Annotated in this window: 14 protein-coding genes; 5 read left to right on the forward strand and 9 right to left on the reverse strand. The window is 67.2% G+C overall.

Going from position 1 to position 16,860, the window contains the following annotated elements:
- Positions 1–52 precede the first annotated feature (52 nt).
- Entirely contained in the window at positions 53–2,083 is a 2,031-nt protein-coding gene (locus ACFVBH_RS23050) for an AMP-binding protein (protein ID WP_379004251.1), read from the reverse strand.
- 359 nt (positions 2,084–2,442) lie between these two features.
- Between ACFVBH_RS23050 and ACFVBH_RS23055 the strand changes: the two genes are divergently transcribed.
- Both ACFVBH_RS23055 and ACFVBH_RS23060 read left to right on the forward strand, forming a co-directional pair.
- Positions 2,443–4,155 carry an ABC transporter ATP-binding protein gene (locus tag ACFVBH_RS23055; RefSeq protein WP_379004253.1) on the forward strand — a complete coding sequence of 571 codons (1,713 nt, stop codon included), beginning with the start codon at positions 2,443–2,445 and terminating at the stop codon, positions 4,153–4,155.
- Positions 4,156–4,244: 89 nt separating this feature from the next.
- A complete protein-coding gene (locus tag ACFVBH_RS23060) occupies positions 4,245–5,903 on the forward strand; it encodes an ABC transporter ATP-binding protein (protein WP_379004255.1) in 1,659 nt (552 codons plus the stop codon).
- 181 nt (positions 5,904–6,084) lie between these two features.
- On the opposite strand, the gene ACFVBH_RS23065 is transcribed toward ACFVBH_RS23060, so the two are convergent.
- On the reverse strand, positions 6,085–6,660 hold the full coding sequence (locus ACFVBH_RS23065) for a hypothetical protein (RefSeq protein WP_379004257.1): 576 nt from the start codon (positions 6,658–6,660) through the stop codon (positions 6,085–6,087).
- Positions 6,661–7,310: 650 nt separating this feature from the next.
- Here ACFVBH_RS23065 and ACFVBH_RS23070 point away from each other — a divergent pair.
- Positions 7,311–7,595, forward strand: coding sequence for a hypothetical protein (locus tag ACFVBH_RS23070; RefSeq protein WP_379004259.1), 285 nt, complete (start codon positions 7,311–7,313; stop codon positions 7,593–7,595).
- Between the two features lie 809 nt (positions 7,596–8,404).
- Here ACFVBH_RS23070 and ACFVBH_RS23075 read toward each other — a convergent pair.
- From ACFVBH_RS23075 to ACFVBH_RS23090, 4 genes are all read right to left on the reverse strand, one after another.
- Positions 8,405–9,415 (reverse strand): helix-turn-helix domain-containing protein, encoded by a 1,011-nt coding sequence (locus tag ACFVBH_RS23075; RefSeq protein ID WP_379004261.1) that lies wholly within the window; start codon positions 9,413–9,415, stop codon positions 8,405–8,407.
- Positions 9,416–9,505: 90 nt separating this feature from the next.
- On the reverse strand, positions 9,506–10,306 hold the full coding sequence (locus ACFVBH_RS23080; protein ID WP_354984796.1) for an alpha/beta hydrolase: 801 nt from the start codon (positions 10,304–10,306) through the stop codon (positions 9,506–9,508).
- A gap of 5 nt (positions 10,307–10,311) precedes the next feature.
- Positions 10,312–11,136, reverse strand: a complete 825-nt coding sequence (locus ACFVBH_RS23085) for an alpha/beta hydrolase (protein WP_379004264.1) — start codon at positions 11,134–11,136, stop codon at positions 10,312–10,314.
- A gap of 22 nt (positions 11,137–11,158) precedes the next feature.
- The gene (locus tag ACFVBH_RS23090; protein ID WP_379004266.1) at positions 11,159–11,986 is read right to left on the reverse strand and encodes an alpha/beta fold hydrolase; all 828 of its coding nucleotides are present in this window, start codon (positions 11,984–11,986) and stop codon (positions 11,159–11,161) included.
- A gap of 213 nt (positions 11,987–12,199) precedes the next feature.
- Between ACFVBH_RS23090 and ACFVBH_RS23095 the strand changes: the two genes are divergently transcribed.
- On the forward strand, positions 12,200–12,481 hold the full coding sequence (locus ACFVBH_RS23095) for a hypothetical protein (RefSeq protein WP_379004268.1): 282 nt from the start codon (positions 12,200–12,202) through the stop codon (positions 12,479–12,481).
- Positions 12,482–12,557: 76 nt separating this feature from the next.
- Here ACFVBH_RS23095 and ACFVBH_RS23100 read toward each other — a convergent pair whose 3' ends face one another.
- Positions 12,558–13,208 carry a TetR/AcrR family transcriptional regulator gene (locus ACFVBH_RS23100; RefSeq protein WP_379004270.1) on the reverse strand — a complete coding sequence of 217 codons (651 nt, stop codon included), beginning with the start codon at positions 13,206–13,208 and terminating at the stop codon, positions 12,558–12,560.
- A gap of 226 nt (positions 13,209–13,434) precedes the next feature.
- Between ACFVBH_RS23100 and ACFVBH_RS23105 the strand changes: the two genes are divergently transcribed.
- A complete protein-coding gene (locus ACFVBH_RS23105; protein ID WP_379004272.1) occupies positions 13,435–14,088 on the forward strand; it encodes a TetR/AcrR family transcriptional regulator in 654 nt (217 codons plus the stop codon).
- A gap of 49 nt (positions 14,089–14,137) precedes the next feature.
- Here ACFVBH_RS23105 and ACFVBH_RS23110 read toward each other — a convergent pair whose 3' ends face one another.
- Both ACFVBH_RS23110 and ACFVBH_RS23115 read right to left on the reverse strand, forming a co-directional pair.
- Positions 14,138–15,718, reverse strand: a complete 1,581-nt coding sequence (locus ACFVBH_RS23110; RefSeq protein WP_379004274.1) for a flavin-containing monooxygenase — start codon at positions 15,716–15,718, stop codon at positions 14,138–14,140.
- The gene (locus tag ACFVBH_RS23115) at positions 15,711–16,565 is read right to left on the reverse strand and encodes a hypothetical protein (RefSeq protein WP_379004276.1); all 855 of its coding nucleotides are present in this window, start codon (positions 16,563–16,565) and stop codon (positions 15,711–15,713) included. Before ACFVBH_RS23115 ends, ACFVBH_RS23110 begins: the two co-directional genes overlap by 8 nt.
- Positions 16,566–16,860: the final 295 nt, after the last annotated feature.

Here is a 16,860-nt window from a genome sequence, read left to right on the forward strand (position 1 = left end):
CAGTCCCGCGGAGCGGGCAGGGCAGGCTCACGAGGACCCGCGCGGACAGCGGTCAGTGGGCAGGCTGGACCGGGGCGAGTAGGCGTTTGAGGACCTTGCCGGTCTCCCCGCGCGGGAGGGTGGGCAGGAAGACGATGTCGCGGGGCACGCTGAAGCGGCTCAGGCGATGGCGGATGTAGGTGCGGATCATGTGGGGATCGAGGTCGGAGCCTTCGCGCTTGACGATGTAGGCGGCCAGGCGCTGGCCGAAATCGAGGTCGGGGACGCCGATCACGGCGACCTCGCTGATCTGCGGCAGGTGCGACAGCGCCTCCTCGACGGGACGGGGGAAGACGTTCTCGCCGCCGGAGATGATCATCTCGTCGTCGCGGCCGGCGATGAACAGCCGGCCGGTGGCATCGAGGTAGCCCAGGTCACCGGTGTCGAGCAGACCGTGGGATTCGTCGGGCGGCGGGCAGTTGACGTAGCCGTCGAACAGCATGTGGTTGCCCACGTAGATGCGTCCCACCGCGCCGATCGCGACGGGGCGGCGCTCCTTGTCCAGCACGGCGATTCGGGTGCCGAGCGGCGGTCGTCCGGCGGTGGTCGGGGACACGCGCAGGTCCTCCGGGGTGGCGATGGTGGCCCAGGAGACCTCGGTCGAACCGTAGGTGTTGTAGAGGATGTCGCCGAAGGCATCCATGAAACGCAGCACGGTGATGCCCGCCAGTGGTGCGCCGCAGCTGGCGACCACCCGCAGGCTCGAGATGTCATAGGCGGCGCGGACCTCGGGCGGGAGGTCCAGGATGCGCTGGACCATGGTGGGAACCACGATGAGGGTGCTCGCGCGATGTTCGGCGATCTGGCGCAGGCAGTCCTCGGCGTCGAATCGGCTCGACAGCACGACTGTCGCGCGCAGCGCGGTGCTCAGTTGCAGCGCCGCCAGGCCCCAGGTGTGGAACAGCGGGGCGGGGATGACCATGGTTTCGTTCATGCGCAGGGGAATTCGGGACAGCAGGGCCGCGACCGTGGCGAACCCGCGCGGATGCGGACGGCGCGCGCCCTTGGGGGTTCCGCTGGTGCCGGAGGTGAGCACGACCAACCGTCCTCGGCGGGAGGAGGCGCGGAAACCGTTGTGCTTCTGGGCGATCAGTTGGCCCGTCGTTCCGTCCACCACGTCCGGATCGGTGCGGTAGCGGTCGATGTCGGTGTGCAGGTGCTGGACCAGCGGATCGAGTTCCTCGTCGACGAACAGCGCCGTGAGCCGATGCCGCTGCACGATGTTCTCGATGACCCGGCCCGAGAGCCCGGCGTTGAGCAGGAAGACGTCCACGCCGAGTTTGCCTGCCGCGACCATGGTTTCGATCATCTCGGCGTGATTGCGGGTCAGCAGCCCGATCGCGTCGCCGGGGCCCAGCCCGCGCGCGGACATCGCGCCCGCCAGCGCCCGGCTGCGCTCGTGCATCTCCCGGAACGTCCGCACCCCGCGATCGTCCACCACCGCCGCCCGGCCGGGGGCGTAGGCCGCGGCCGCGGCGTAGCCGCCCGCCAGGTTGAACCCCCACTTGGCCAGGCCGCCGATCTGCTTGACCGAACGCAGCGGCCGCAGCGGGCGCACCACACCGGTCGAGACGATCTGCCCGGCCACTTGCGCGCGCTGTCGCAGCGGCCGGTTCTCGCCGTTGACCACGGTCGAGGTGTGCGCGCCGGAGATCAGCTCGACCATCCGGCCCAATCCGGCCTCGGCCCAAGCGATCACGTCGTCATTGGACAGCTCGGCCACCGCCGGGTGGATCCGTGCGGCCGACAGGAACGTCAGGGTGAGCCGGGTCGTCTCGTCGAGCCTGCGCACCCGGACGCTGACCAGCGCGCCGCTGTCGGCACACCGCAGCTGCAGTCCGCCCTGCCGGTCGGCAGCGAAGGCCGCGCGCCGGGTGTGCACACCCGATTCGGCCGTACCGATGCGCAGCAGCCACGTCGTGCCCGCGATCGGGGTCTCGAGCTGCTCACAGGCCCCGATCCCCACGAAGACCCGCGAATAGAGCTGCGGATCGACGAGCAAACTCCGGATCACCTCCGGCTCGACCGGCAAATCGATTGTCATATCGAAGATTTCGGTGACCACTTGTTCCCGGCCGTTCTACGAAAGCACCTTGCGTGCGGGTCGGGACGGCCGTCCACCCGGACAGGGGAGGCGCCGTCGAACTCCGAAGATCGACGGTATCAGCGGGATCGGCCGGGTAGCAGGGATGTGGGGCGAAATTGTGGTTAGTCCCAGTGGAGGTGGCTGACTTCTGAACTGCTGCACGAAAATCGGGTACCACGTGCCGTGCCGTCCGCGCCTGCTTGCCACGGAATGACGCACCCGACTGCGCTGGTGCGAGTGTTTCGGTAGCGGTGGCCCCGCCTCAGCGGTGATCCGCACGATCAGGGGGCGCCCGGCCACATGCCTACAGTGAAGGGGTGGCTGACGCTTTTCTCGTTCCGGGTCCGCGAGATGTAGCCGGGCCGGGGCGGTTTCTGTGGTGGTTGGTCGTCAGCCAGAAATGGCGGATCGCGCTGGGGGCGGCCTTGGGCACGATATGGATGGTGTCGCTCGCGGTGCCGCCCTACGTATTGTCTCGCGCTATCGACGATGGGCTGGTGGGCGGCGATGCGAACGCGCTCGCGCTGTGGGCCGCAGCGGGGTTCGCTGTCGCCGTCGCGATCGCCGGTTCCGGCATCGCCCGGCATCGGGTCATGACCAAGGTCCGCATGGATGCCGCCGACCGTGTCATCCGGGTGACCGTGCACCGCAGCGTATCTCTCGGCAACTCGCTGGCGCGCACGCTGGGCGCGGGCGAGGTCACCACCATCGGCACGGCCGATATGCAGGTCATCGCGCAGTCGCTGACGATCACCGGCCCCGGTGTCGGCGCGGTGATCGCCTATCTCGTCGTCGCCGTGGTGCTGCTGTCGATCTCACCGCTGCTGGCACTGGTCGTGCTGGCCGGGGTTCCGTTGATCATCGGCGCCATCGTGCCGTTGCTGCACCGGATCCAGCAGCGCGGCAAGGGGTATCGGGAGGATCAGGGTGCTTTGACCGAGCGGCTCGCCGATATTCTCACCGGGCTGCGGGTGCTCAACGGACTGGGTGGCAAGCAGCGGTACGCGGCTAGCTTCCACCGTGAGTCGCGGGCGCTGATCGCGAAGGGCGAGCATGTGGGTGCCGTGGCCAGCTGGGTCGACGCCCTCGCCGCCGGCCTGCCGATGCTGTTTCTGGCGCTGGTCACCTGGCTGGCAGCCCGAATGACAGCAGCCCAGGCGATCAGCGTCGGTGATCTGGTCGCCATCTACGGCTATACCGCCATGCTGGTCGTGCCTGTTGGATTCCTCATCGAAGGCGGCAGCGGGATCGCTCGCGCCCGGATTTCGGCCGCCAGGGTGGTCCAGCTGTTGCGGCTGAGCAACGAGCACGATACCGAGGGAACCAGCGATGCACCGGAATCGGCTGCGGTGCTGCGGGATCCGGACTCCTGCGTGGCGGTGGAGCCGGGACTGCTCACCGCGCTCGCATGCGCCACACCGGCCGATGGTGTCGTGATCGTCGACCGGCTCGGCCGGTTCGCGCTCTCCGATGCGCGCTGGGGCAACGCCCGGCTCGATGCGGTGGAACTCGACTCGGTCCGCGCACGAATTCTGGTTGCCGACAATGACTCCCACCTGTTCGCCGGATCGGTGCGCGAGATCGTCGCGGGTCGGCACCACTGCGATGACGAGCGGATCCGTGTGGCCATCCATACGGCGGCGGCCGACGACATCGTCGCCGCGCTGCCACGGGGCCTGGACGCTGTTGTCGGACCCGATGGTCACAACCTGTCCGGCGGGCAGCGGCAGCGGCTCCGGCTCGCCCGCGCCCTGTATGCGGCGCCCGAGGTGCTGCTCGCGGTCGAACCGACCTCCGCGGTGGACGCACACACCGAGGCTCGGATCGTGACCCGATTGGTCACGGCTCGCCGCGGCGCGACCACCGTGCTCGCCAGCACCTCACCGACGGTGTTGCATCGCGCCCACCGGGTGTACTACGTGGTCGATGGGCGGGTAGCCGCCACCGGCACCCATCGACGGTTGCTCGATACCGAGCCGGGCTACCACCGCCTCGTCACGCGCGGCACCGCGTCCCCGGCACTGCGATGACCACCGTGCTTCCGGTCGCCACCGCGTCGGACGTCCGGCGTGCCGCCTGGCGGGAAATATACGCTGACCGTGGGCTTTTCAGTGCCGCGATGGTCGTGAACATGCTCGCAGCCGGGGCCGGGCTGCTGATGCCGCTGCTGCTCGGGCGCATCGTCGACGCGGTCACCGATACGCCCGAGCATGCGGCGCTCGCTACCGTGGATCGGCTCGCCCTGGCGATCCTGGTCGTGACGGTGGCCCACATCGTGCTGCTGCGTTACGCGCAACTGCTGTGTTATCGCTTCGGCGAGCGCGCGGCCGCCCGAATCCGCGAGCGCTTCCTCGACCGCACGCTCGCGCTACCCGGCTCCCTGGTCGAGCATGCGAACACCGGGGATCTGATCACCCGGGGTACCGCGGACGTGAACGCCGTAGTTCTCATGTTGCGCAGCATGGCGCCCCAGCTCTTCCTGGCGGCGGTTCAGCTGCTTTTTCTCATGGTCGCGGTGTTGCTGCTCGATCCGATGCTCGGTGGTTCGGGACTGGCCACGTTGACCGTCGCCGTCTTCGCATTGCGTTCCTACCTGCGCCGGGCCGAGGCCGCCTATCTGTGGCAGGCCATGTCCGCCGGACAGGTCAACGAGGCGGTCATAACCACCGTCCAGGGAGCGCGAACCGTCGAGGCACTCGGGATGGACCGATCACGTATCCGGGTGGCGGATTCCACCATCGCGGCGAGCAGGCAGGCACGTCTGTCGACCCTGCGGTTGCGCACCCGACTGTTTCCGGTGGTGGAGATCGCTTGCGCGCTACCGGTGGTCGGCGTGCTGGTGCTCGGTGGCTGGTTGCACCGCAACGACATGATCGCCCTGGGCACCGTCGTAGCCGCGGCGCTCTACCTGCAACGGCTGATCGATCCGCTGAACTTGTTCATGATGTGGCTGGACCAGATCCAAAGCGCCACGGCCGCGTTCGCCCGGATCGAGGGCGTCGCGCTGGCGAAATCACCGGGAGCCGATCCGGTCAACTCGGCGACCATCGAACCTGCTGATTCCCGAATCGTCTGCGCCGATGTGCATTTCGTCTACGGCAGCGGGAGGGAAGTCCTCAACGGTATCGACCTCGATATCCGGCCCGGGGAACGGATCGCCATCGTCGGGCCGTCCGGTGCGGGCAAATCCACCCTCGGCCGGCTACTCGCGGGACTCGACGCACCCGGCCGCGGTTCGATCACCGTCGGCGGCGTACCGATCGCCGAGCTCGCGCCGGACCGGCTGCGCCGTCAGGTCATCCTGGTCACCCAGGAACACCACATCTTCCGCGACACCCTGCGTGAGAACCTGCGCCTGGCCGCCCCGGCCGCCACCGACGCCGAGTTGACCGCTGCCCTGTCCGCGGTCGGTGCGAGCTGGGCCACGGAGCTGCCGGACTATCCCGATACCCTGCTCGACGGCCGACATCAGCTCGATGATGCTCGAGCACAGCAACTCTCGCTGGCTCGCGTGCTACTGGCCGATCCGCACACACTGATCCTGGACGAGGCCACCGCGATGCTCGACCCGACCACCGCCCGCGATACCGAACGCGGCCTGGCCGCCATCCTGTCCGGCCGAACGGTGATCGCCGTCGCCCACCGCCTGCAAACCGCACACGACGCCGACCGGATCGCGGTCATGGAAGACGGCCGCATCGTCGAGCTCGGCACCCACACCGAGCTACTCGCCCGCCGGGGCAGCTACGCCTCCCTCTGGCGGGCCTGGCACGGGTGAGAGCCGTGGCTGCGGCGGATGCGGTCTCTCCTCGACGAGGTTGCCTTGCCGAACACACTCCTCTGCCGCCTCCAAGGTCGTTCGGACAGGTGATGCCCGGCCGGCCGAACGCACTGACATGCCGAATAGCGTGCGATATCTCGGCTGGTGCTGGGTGTTATGACGCTTCGTGGCTACGGGTTCAGGACTTGCGAATCGTGTACATCGGGCGGTGCCCGATGAGTCTGAGTACCTGTTCGTGCACCCCCGGGCCGTGTTCTTCCAGATTCGGCCAATTTTGCAGAGCTACACCGCAATTGGTTCGAAAGAACAGTGTCGTGCGCATGTCGAAGTCGCCGACTAGTCCCGTGTGTCCGTCGCCTTCGCAGGTGGCCTGGGGTTCGGTTCCATCTTCGAGCCACTGGAACCAGCCGTCGTCCTCACCGTCGATATCGACGTCGGCTCCGCAATGTCGGCATCGGGGTTGGGAGGCGTAGGTCCCGGAGGTACCCCAGTCGTAGCCGAGCATTGGGATGACTCCATCGCGTGGGCCGGAGTACTCGCTCCAGTCCAGTTCGTCGTGCTGGGTGTCCTTGTGGGCCAGCGCCCATTCCATCAGCGCATCGACGTCGGCTTCCGCGACCGCCCCACCCGCTCGAACCGACGTGTCGGCGGCTTCGGTGCAGCCCATGAGGAACCGTACGGTGTCTCGCACTCGGTGCACCGCGGCGTCGTCGGATTCTCCGAGCGCGTAGTAGTACTGATAGAAGTCGCCCACATGACGCACCGTAGTGCCGGGTGCCGACAGGGTGGCGCACCCACAGCAGTTGCGCCTGGTCGACTGGCACGTCGAAGATCAGGCGACTCGCGCTGTAATGCCGCATACCGCGCTGACCGAACCGGTCAGCGCTACCCGGCTGGCGGCCAGGGCAACTACAGCCAAGGACATTCGCTCTTGCCTGCGGACTCGGGCGGCTTCCTGTTCGAGTTGAGTCTGGTTCGGTCGAGACAAACGTCTCATTCCACTGACGGAGTTGCGGTAGTTGTCGGCCTCCTTGCGGTGAATTCGGCCAGACCAGCGAGACAGATAACCTCTCCGTCCCTCGGCGTGATAGCGAACGTAAAGAGGCTGATCCGCAACTCGTCTCGGAGGAGCGACGACCCGGGCAGCAGGGCGGGTGGGTTTGAGCGAGCCGAGAGGTGGCCTGTTCACGGGATTCGAGTCTTTTCTCGCGTCGGAGCCGTCTGAAGTAAGCACAGTCCCGCAGAGCGGGCGGGGCCGGTTCCCCGGGCTGCTTACCCTTCGGCCGGCCAGGACCTGGCCCTGACAGCAAGTGCCCAACCAGCCGATGAGCGAGTACAGAAGGATAAGGGCTAGCCCTGGTTCCTTTGACGCGAGAGGATGAGGCCCGGAGAACGGGAACGCGGATGGCCGGTGAGCACGACTGGGATGAAGATGTTTATCTCCAGTTGTTGACGAGTGAACGTCGGAGTTATGCCTGGGTCATGGAGCGATACGGAGGGCTGACGTCAGCGGAGGCCAAGGCCCGAGCTGTCGCCTTCTATTACTACGAGGCACCCGATGAAGAGTGTCGCGGTCTGGTTTTCCACGATCAGGCTTGGCATTGGGCGATGGTGCATTTGCATGGCTACTACTGGCTGAATCACCCGGAGTGGGAGCGGCCACCCGCGGAGTACGACGCTCTCGATTGACAGGGCGGCACTCGGCACTCACACCGAATCAACTGGCATTCGGGGATGCTCAGGCCTGAACTCGCACCGCACAGAGCGCGGGCGGCTCCAAAATTGGAGTCGCGGTTTGCTTGTCGGTATTGTTCGCCGGAGCAGTCGGGACCTGGTCCCCACCGCAAGTGGCCAGAAGGGTCCGAAGATGGAGCACGCCTTGTGGCCGCGTATGTCACTCGAACTACGGTCCCGCTTTGACGAATCGATACGGAGCGGTCGAAAAATCCATGCGATCGCCGTGCTGTTCAGGCTTGGCTGCGGCAAGTTCAGAATGGGGGAATGGGAACGAGTTTCGCGGCTGCTTTTGAACGAACCGATACGCGGCCCGTTGAGGGCGAGGTGTCGCCGTCACGGCTGGTCAGGGACGTCGACGGAGCGCTGGAACTGACCGGTCCCGAACACGGGATGCGTGGCGGCACCACGTTGTGTGGCGTACCCAGGGAAGAGGTGTGCGTGATGCGCCATCTCTGGCGCCCCGACAGCACTCATGCCTGCGAGCGGTGCAGAGCCGCGGTTACCTGAACGGTCGTGGCTCGCGGACGTCGGGATGACCGAGGTGCCCGGCCGGCGAACGCACTGCGCTGGCTGGATCCGGACACATGGACGATCACTTTTGATGATCAACCGTTCTGACAGGTGCGATACCTGCCCGAAAGTGGCAAAGCCTCGGATACTCGCTCATGCCGCCGACCGCGCACGCCGAAGCGACTGGCCTGGAACCGAGGACGGTAGGAGCGATGCCGATGGCCTGTCGCCGAGACGCCAGTCCCGGAGGTTCAGCTTCCCGGAGCGGAGAGGCTGCGCCATTCGCTCGGGGTCATGCCGTAGGCCTGGCGGAAGCGGCGGGTGAAGTGGGAGTGATCGCGGAAACCCCAGCGGGAGGCTATCGAACCGATCGAGCGGTGGTGGGCGAGGGGGCCGGACAGGTCGGCTTTCACCCGTTCCAGGCGTTGGGCGAGGATCCAGGCGGCCAGGGTGAAATCGGCCGCGGCGCAGATCTTGTAGAGGTAGCGGACCGACACCCCGTGGGCGCGGGCGATCGTGGCGGCGTCGAGGTTCGGATCGCCCAGGTGGTCGAGGGCGTAGGCGCGGATGCGGGGCAGCAGGGCCCGGGCGGGGACGATCGTGGCGTCCAGCTCGGGGCGGGCCGCCGAGAGCAGCAGGCCGCGAACGAGTTCCGTAGCGGCGGAACCGACGTACGCGGAGGACGCGTCGGCGCTCAGGGCGTCGGCGGCGGCCGTCATCGCCAGGATGTGATCGACGAGCAGGGGGTAGATCGGGCTCTCGCGCACCAGCGGGGCCGCGGACCGCACCAGCTGGGCGGGCAGGTCCAGCCGGTCCAGCGGGACGTACAGGCAGGTGGACGTGCCGCGCCCGCTCCAGCGAAAGTCGTAGGGGGCGTTCAGATCCATGACGTGCAGGTCGTTCACCGGAACCAGCCGCTGCTCGCCGAACTGCTCGTACTCGCCCAGACCGCGCTGCTGGACCGCGATGGCGAGCATGGGCGCCTCGAAGCCCCGCACCTGACGTACGGTGCGCCGCAACCGGATTCCGGACATCTCGGCCCGGAAGATGCTCTCCGCGCCGAACTCCCACATCTCGAAGACCCCGTGCACCGCGCCGCCGGGATCCTCGTGCGCCACATGCGAGGGCACCGACGAGGTCTGCATGGCGTCGCAGACGGCGTCGGCGCGTTCGTGCGGCGCGAGCACCCGCGTATCGAAAACTATGGTCACGGCCGTGGCGACCGGTGTGGATCTGCTGACATGGTCAGCAGATTCTGACATCTTGGACCGATGTCCGGGTGACCTACCCGGCCGGTATCGGTGTCGGATTCGACACCGATACCGGCGGGTCACGCCTTCACCCGCGCGGCGTCATCGACTCGCGGTCACGGCGGCCTGGATGGTGTCGGCAACCACCGCGGGCTGCGAGACCAGCGATGCGTGCGAGGCGTCGATCTCGGTGGTCGCGCCGGGCGCGGCCCGCGACGCCATGAAACGCTGCGATGCCGCCGGGATCACCCGATCGTCCTTGGACAGCAGGTACCAGCTCGGCGTCGTGGCCCAGGACGGCTTCCCGCTGGGTTCGAGATTGGCCCACAGCGCCGCCGAGTTCTGGTGGTCGAACATGGTGGCGGCGGTGCTCGCGCTGACGTCCTGGGCGAAGATCTCGTGGAAGTACTCCTCCGCGATGAACCCGTCCACTCCCCCGGTGACCGGCTTCAATTGCAGTGCGGGCGGCAGGATTCGGCTGCCCGGGAACTGGATCGGGCTGAGCAGGCCCTGCACGAACTCGCCCTCGGCCGGAGCGAAGGCGGCGATGTAGACGTTCGCCTTGACCTTGTCGTCGTGGGTATTGGTGATGACCGCACCGCCGTAGGAGTGCCCGACCAGTACGACGGGGCCGTCGATGGTGTCGAGCACGCGCTGCACCGCCTGCGCGTCGTTGCCGGGTCCGCGCAGTGGATTGTCCACGGTCACCACGCGATAGCCGCGCTCGCGCAGTTCCGCTACCACGCCGTCCCAGCTGGAGGCGTCGGCGAACGCGCCGTGCACCAGCACGACCGTGGGATCGGCGGGAGCCGCGGCGGCGGGTGCGAGCGGCGCGAGGCCCAGCACCGCGGCCGCGAGCACGGCCACCAGCGGTCCGCGCCGCAATGGTTTACGAGAGGTCATGCCGTTCAGCCTTTCGCCGCGTTGCGCAGGGACCAGTCGAGTGCGTAGTCCGCGATCTCCTCCCACCCGTCCTGGCTGACCAGGCGGTGGGTGCGGCCCGCGAATTCCACGCGCTCGACGAGTGCGGTGCCCTTCGAGTACTTGGCCAGGGTCGCCTTCTGAATGGCGGGCGGCGCGACGTTGTCGATCTCACCGGAGATCAGCAGCAGCGGAGCGCGATCGGGCTTGGCGAAGTCGACGGCCGTGATGCCCTTCGGCCCCTTCGGCAGGGACAGCACGCCTTCGAAGAACACCCGGTTGGAGGAGTTGACCGCACTGGCCTCCCACTCGAGATCCGATGCGGCGCGGCTCAGGTCGTTGCCGAAGGTGAAGTGGAAGTGTCCCTTGGAGATCGGGCTCGCGCCGTTGCGCCCGAATGGATTCGACAGAATCGGCAGGCCCGTGCGCAGCGTCGAGAACGGCAGGGTGAGGATGCCCGCGGGCTGACCCGGCGCGACACCGACAGCCGCGATGCCGTAACCGCGGTCGGCGAGCATCTGGGTGAAGATGCCACCGAACGAATGCCCCATGATGATGGGCTTTTCGGGCAGCGCCTCGATGATGCGGGCGTAGTTGTCGACGATCTGCACGATGCCGACGCCTTTCAGCCCGCTGGGGTCCTTGCGCACATCTGCCGGGGGCCGGTCGTCGATGCCGGGCCAGCCGGGGACGATGACCTGGTGGCCGCGTGCGCGGAAGCGGTTGGCCCAGGTGTCCCAGCTGGACGGGGTCATCCAGAGCCCGTGGATGAGGACGATGGGCGGTTTTCCGATGGAGGCGGGCTGAGTCATGGTGAGGTCCTCGTTTCGGTGATCACGAACGGATGAAAGTGAGCAGGTCCTGGGACAGGCGCTGCTTCTCGGTGTCGGGCAGCGCGTGACCGGCGCCGGCGTAGACGATCAACTCGGCGCCGGCGACGAGCTTGGCCGAGCGCTGCCCGCCGACCTCGAACGGGACGATCTGATCGTCGTCGCCGTGGATGACCAGCGTCGGCACGTCGATACCGGCCAGATCGTCACGGAAATCGGTGGCCGAGAATGCCGCGATGCATTCGTAGGCGTTGCGGTGCCCGGAAGCCAGGCCCTGCAACCAGAAGGAATCCCGAATACCCTGCGGGACATCACCTCGCCGATTGTGACCGAAGAAGGGACCGTCGGCGAGATCGCGATACAACTGTGATCGCGAGGCGCGCTCCCCCGCCCGGATGCCGTCGAACACCTCGATCGGCAGCCCCTCGGGATTGTCCTCGGTCCGCAGCATGAACGGCGGTACCGCCGAGACCAGCACGAGCTTGGCGACCCGCCCCGACCCGTGCCTGCCGACGTACCGGGTGATCTCCCCGCCGCCGGTGGAATGCCCGACCAGCGTGACCCCGGTCAGGTCCAGTGCGTCGAGCAGCGTCGCGAGATCGTCCGCGTAGGTGTTCATCTCGTTCCCGGTCCAGGTCTGCGTGGACCGCCCGTGCCCGCGCCGGTCGTGCGCGATGACCCGGCACCCGCGCTCGGCGAGATAGAGCGCCTGGCTCTCCCACGCGTCGGAGTTCAACGGCCACCCGTGGCTCAACAGCACGGGCTGCCCGTCCGCGGGGCCCCAGTCCTTGTAGAAGATCCGGGTCCCGTCCTCGGTGATCACATGGCTCATGGCGGAGAGTCCTTCGGTCGGCGGCAACGCGCTACCCACCGAAGATCCCGCACCCTCGCCCACCCCGGACCACGTGATCCGGATAGTCCTGTCCGGATGTCGATCGTAAATACTGACACTATTCAAATAGGGTGGACATGTGAATAATGAACCGGGGCCGGGAGATTGGCGAGCACGATCGACCCCGGCCACGGTTTCGAGAGGACAGCGGTCATGGCGCAACCCGAGTTTCGGCGGCGAATCACCTTGCGAATGCGGGAGTTTCCGCAACCGGTTCCGCTGCTGTGGTCACTGGTCGACCGACTGCACTACGGGGCCGACGCGGCGCTCACGCTGGCGCAGGCCGTTCATCTGGGGGTACACGACCGGGTGGTGATGCCGGTTTTCCTGCGGTTCGGACTGTCCGAGGGTAGGGCGGAGAACTATCTGGTGCGGCACGCGCGGATCGCGGGGCGCGCGTATGACGCGGCGCGGGTTGCGCACTGGTACCTCTGACGAGCATGACGAGGGGCGAGTGGCACCGGGATCGAGACACGTGGTTCGGCGGGGCAGCCGGGGTGTGCGAGGAGCGTCAGTCCGCGGGTCGGCCGACCTCGCGTACCGCAGCGCCCAGGCGGTCGAGCCAGAACTCCATTGTGGCCGTGAGCACTTCGACCGACTTGTCGATCTCCATCACGCCGGCCACGTGGCCGACCGCCAAGCCGACGCCGGTGCTCAGGACCCCGCGCACGGCGCTGTCCACCAGCGGGCCGGTCACCTCCGCGCCCTCGGGCAGGTGTTCCAGGAACAGGGCCCGCCCGGACTCGACTATCCGCTCGACCGCCTCGATCGTGATGTCCCGCTGACCCGGATCGCGAATCACGCTGATCGCGTACTCCGCCGCCAGGATCATCGGGGCGCGATTGTTGGCCATTTCGGTGGCCCACCACGAGCTGATCGCGTCGCGACGCTGCTCGAGGGTGCCGTCACCGGCGGCGATCGCGGTGACGAGCCGGGACAGCGAGGAATTCCCCCAGCCGCGCAGCACTTCCAGGCAGAGCGCTTCCTTGCTCTCGAAATTGCTGTACACCGCGCCGATCGTGCGACCGGCCTCCGCGGCGATCGCGGCCAGTGAGGTCGCGAAATAGCCGTTGGCGTAGAACAGGATCTCCGCGGCCTCGATCAACTCGTCGCGCGTGCGCGCCTGACTCTCCGCGCGGGTCAGCACCTTACGAGCGGCCATCCGATCCTCCGATGTCCTCCGCCGGCGAGCAGTCCAGCACGTGGGTCAGCATTTCGAGTACCGAGACTATCCGGTTCTGTGCAGATGCCCAATTGCCGGTCGCCGCGGGCCGACCCTTTATCAAATCCACATGGTATTACTATTTACATAGCTATATTATCTAAGCGATGCTGATCCTCGGTCCCGAGCCGGGATCGCACCACGGACAGCGGGAGGTCGGCCGCCGATGGCGACGCGAAGAGTTCTCACCCGCGCCGAAAGCCAGGCGCGGACCCGGGAAGACCTGCTGGACGCCGCCGAACAGCTCTTCTTCGCCGACGGCTATCACGCCACCTCCATCGCGGCCATCGCGGCCCAGGCGGGCCGCACCATCGGCGCGCTGTACAGCAATTTCGACAACAAGGAGGCGCTCTGCGTCGAGGTCATCCAGCGTGGCCTGGTGCGCGAGCTGGCAAAGCTGATGCCGATGCTCGTCGCGGCACCGGAGGATATGGAATCGCGCCTCGAGGTGCTCTCGCGCTGGTGGGCGCGGTCGTCCACCGACACCGCGCTGCTCATCCTCGGCGCGGAGTATCTGATCATCGTCATGCGCGATACCGCGCAGCGGGACGACACCGCGGACATGATCCGGCGCGTCATCGAATCCGGTCGCGTGCTGTTGGAAGACTTTCTGCCGGTGAGCATTCCGCCGAATGATCCATTGACGGAATCCGCGGTGCGCGCGATCTTCGCCACCGGGGCCGGGTTGATCCTCGGCTCGGCCGGTGAGTCGATCACCGCCGACGAATCCGCGCAACTGCTCGCCGAGACGATCCGGCTGTGGATGCGCCGGTTGCTGGAGCAGGCCGCGGCGGTGAGCGTCGCCGGCGAGACTTCCTGAGGTCATGACCCGGCCCCGGCGGCAGGAAACCGCCGGGGCCGAGTCGATGTCAAAATCCGCCGGGCACCGCGTTCACGGCCTCGCCGGGCGTACTCGCGGACACCGATTTCCCTGTCTCGTAACGGTAATCCTCCAGCGGAAACTTGCGGGTGCGCCGTCGGGCCGCGAAGAAGCTCTCCGGCCGGATGTAGGTGCTGTCCCCCTGCGAATTGCGGTAGTACGTCGGCACGTGACCGTTCAGTTCGCACAGATAGTAGCGCACGCCTTCGGCGCGCCGGTGTACCGAACGGTGGTACTCCGCAGCCGCTTCCGCGCGCACCTCGCAGACGTCGGCGCCGCGCCGCCTGGTCTCGCCGATGGCGCGGATCGCGTGATCGGCGGTCGTCTCCACGAAGGCGTGCCAGCTGGTGCCGCTCCAGGAGTACGGGCCGACCAGCGTCCAGCGATTCGGCAGCCCGGGCACCGACACGCTCTGGTATGCCTGCAGGCCGTGCTCGCGGTAGAACGTCGCGAGGTCGAATCCGTCGCGGCCGACAATCGTTCCCGGAAGGTAGGTTTCGGGATCGGAGAACACCTCGTAGCCGGTCGCCAGGATCAGCACGTCGAGCGGGCGCGCGACGCCGTCGCGGGTCGTCACGCCGTCGGTGGTGATCTCCGCGATCGGCTCGGTGACCAGCGAGACGTTGTCCCGGTTGTAGGCCGGCAGATAGCCGCTCGACAGGGTTGGGCGTTTCGCCAGCACGCCGAAGTCCGGGCTCAGTTTCGCGGCCGTCGCAGGGTCTTTCACGACGAATCCGACGTACCGGCGATAGCCCGCGATAAGCCACGCGTCGAATCTGCTCGCGGCGGGACGGAACAGCCCGATCGGCGAATTCGCGACCAGGCGCAGCATGAGATCGACTGCGACGAAAGCGATTCCATTGATGAACGCCGAGACGCCCGGTATCGCCAGCGCCGCCTTCATGACCCGCGGCACCACGAAATCAGGCTTGGGCACCGACCACACCGGGGTCCGCTGGAAGACCGTGAGAGCGCCGACCTCGGCGGCGATCGCCGGAATGATCTGCACCGCACTGGCTCCCGTGCCGATGATGCCGACCGACTTGCCGGACAGGTCGTAGTCGCCGTCCCAGGACGTCGGCCGTTGCACCTTGCCCCGGAACGAATCCGCGCCCGGGATGCCGACGTCGCCCTTGGGCCGGACGAACGCGCCGATCGCGCTGATGACGAACCGCGCCGTGACCTCGGTGCCGTCCCCGAGATGCAGTACCCAGCAGCGTGATTCGCCGTCCCACATCTCGCGTTCGACGTTGCTGCCGAATCGGGTGCGCTCGTAGAGGCCGTACTTGCGGGCCACGTCGGCGTGATATCGCTGCACCTCGGGGCCGTACGCGAAGAAACGAGACCATCCGGCGTTGCGTTCGAACGAGTACTGATAGGTGGTCGAGGGCACGTCCACGGCGATGCCGGGGTAGTTGTTCTCGTGCCAGCTGCCGCCTACGTCCTCGGCGCGTTCGAGGATCACGAAGTCGTCGATCCCGGCCATCCTGAGCTTGGCGCCGGCGGCGATGCCACCGGGACCCGCGCCGATCACGGCGACTTCGTACTGCGGGCGGGTCGTGTCACCCATTGGCGACCACCTCCGACACCGGGGCGGACAGGTATGTGCCCGAGGCGATTTCCGGTGCGGCGGCCGCGATCGAGCTCGCGCGATCACGCGCCCAGTCCACGAATTCCCATGCGACGGTGCCCGCGACCCACAGCACCGGGCACAGCACACCGGCGAAGGCGCCGATCATTCCGTTCTCGCCGTTGAGCGGACCCGACAGCGTGAACACGCCGGTGATCGTGCAGATGTCGACGAGGATCACCGCGACGCACAGGCGGTTGAACCAGCGCGGGAACAGGCCCGAACGACGCGAGATCAGCAGGGCCGCAAGGGCGAACGGCACCCACACCGGACCGAGCAGCGCCGCGGAGACCAGGGCGACGACGTGCAGGGCGTGGATGATGGAATCCGGTGAGTTGCCCGACAGCAGCACCGTGGCCGCGAAAATGCCGGACTCGGCGAAGAACAGGCCCAGCACCAGGATCTCGCTGAAGATCGCGGACCAGGTGTATACGCGATTGCGGCTGGTGTCCGCGGCCCACAGGGTGCCGATGAACGCCGCCGACCAGACCCCGCCCAGGACGAACATCAGCGCAAGGCCGGCCGAGACCACGCGGAGCAGGGTGTTGTATTTCTCGTAGAACTCGACAGTCCCGGCGATATCCGAGCCCTCGGGCATGATGTAGATCAATACCAGGGCCGTCACGACGAGGATGGCCACGCTGACGGCCGCGACCGAGGCGTACCAGAGTCTGATGTATGCGGGCTTGGTCATCCCCAGTGCGAGCCGGTCCAACAGTCCCCCCGCGAGCGTGGGCGTCGCCGTGTGCCGACCGGAATCCAGCTGCCGAGTAGAGCCTTGCGCCATTGCAGAACCTCCTCTTTCCGGACCGCATGGAACGCTGTCCGGAATATTCAGATAGCCACAATATCTAGATATCGATGACACGGCAAGGCTAGCCGATGCGTCATGCGCATCCCGTAGAGCCAACTTCGATCACGCTCGCGCAAGCGAGTGCCCGGAACGATTGACCTGGCAGGAGCCCCCAAACACCTTCGGAGATTCCATGAACATCCAGATTGCGCCACTATCCCAATAGGTTTAATATCCGTTTCAGGGTGATGCGCATCAGCCGAGCCGCCGCGCTCGCGACGCCGGAATC

Source organism: Nocardia sp. NPDC057668 (genome assembly GCF_042799795.1).
Classification (GTDB): domain Bacteria; phylum Actinomycetota; class Actinomycetes; order Mycobacteriales; family Mycobacteriaceae; genus Nocardia.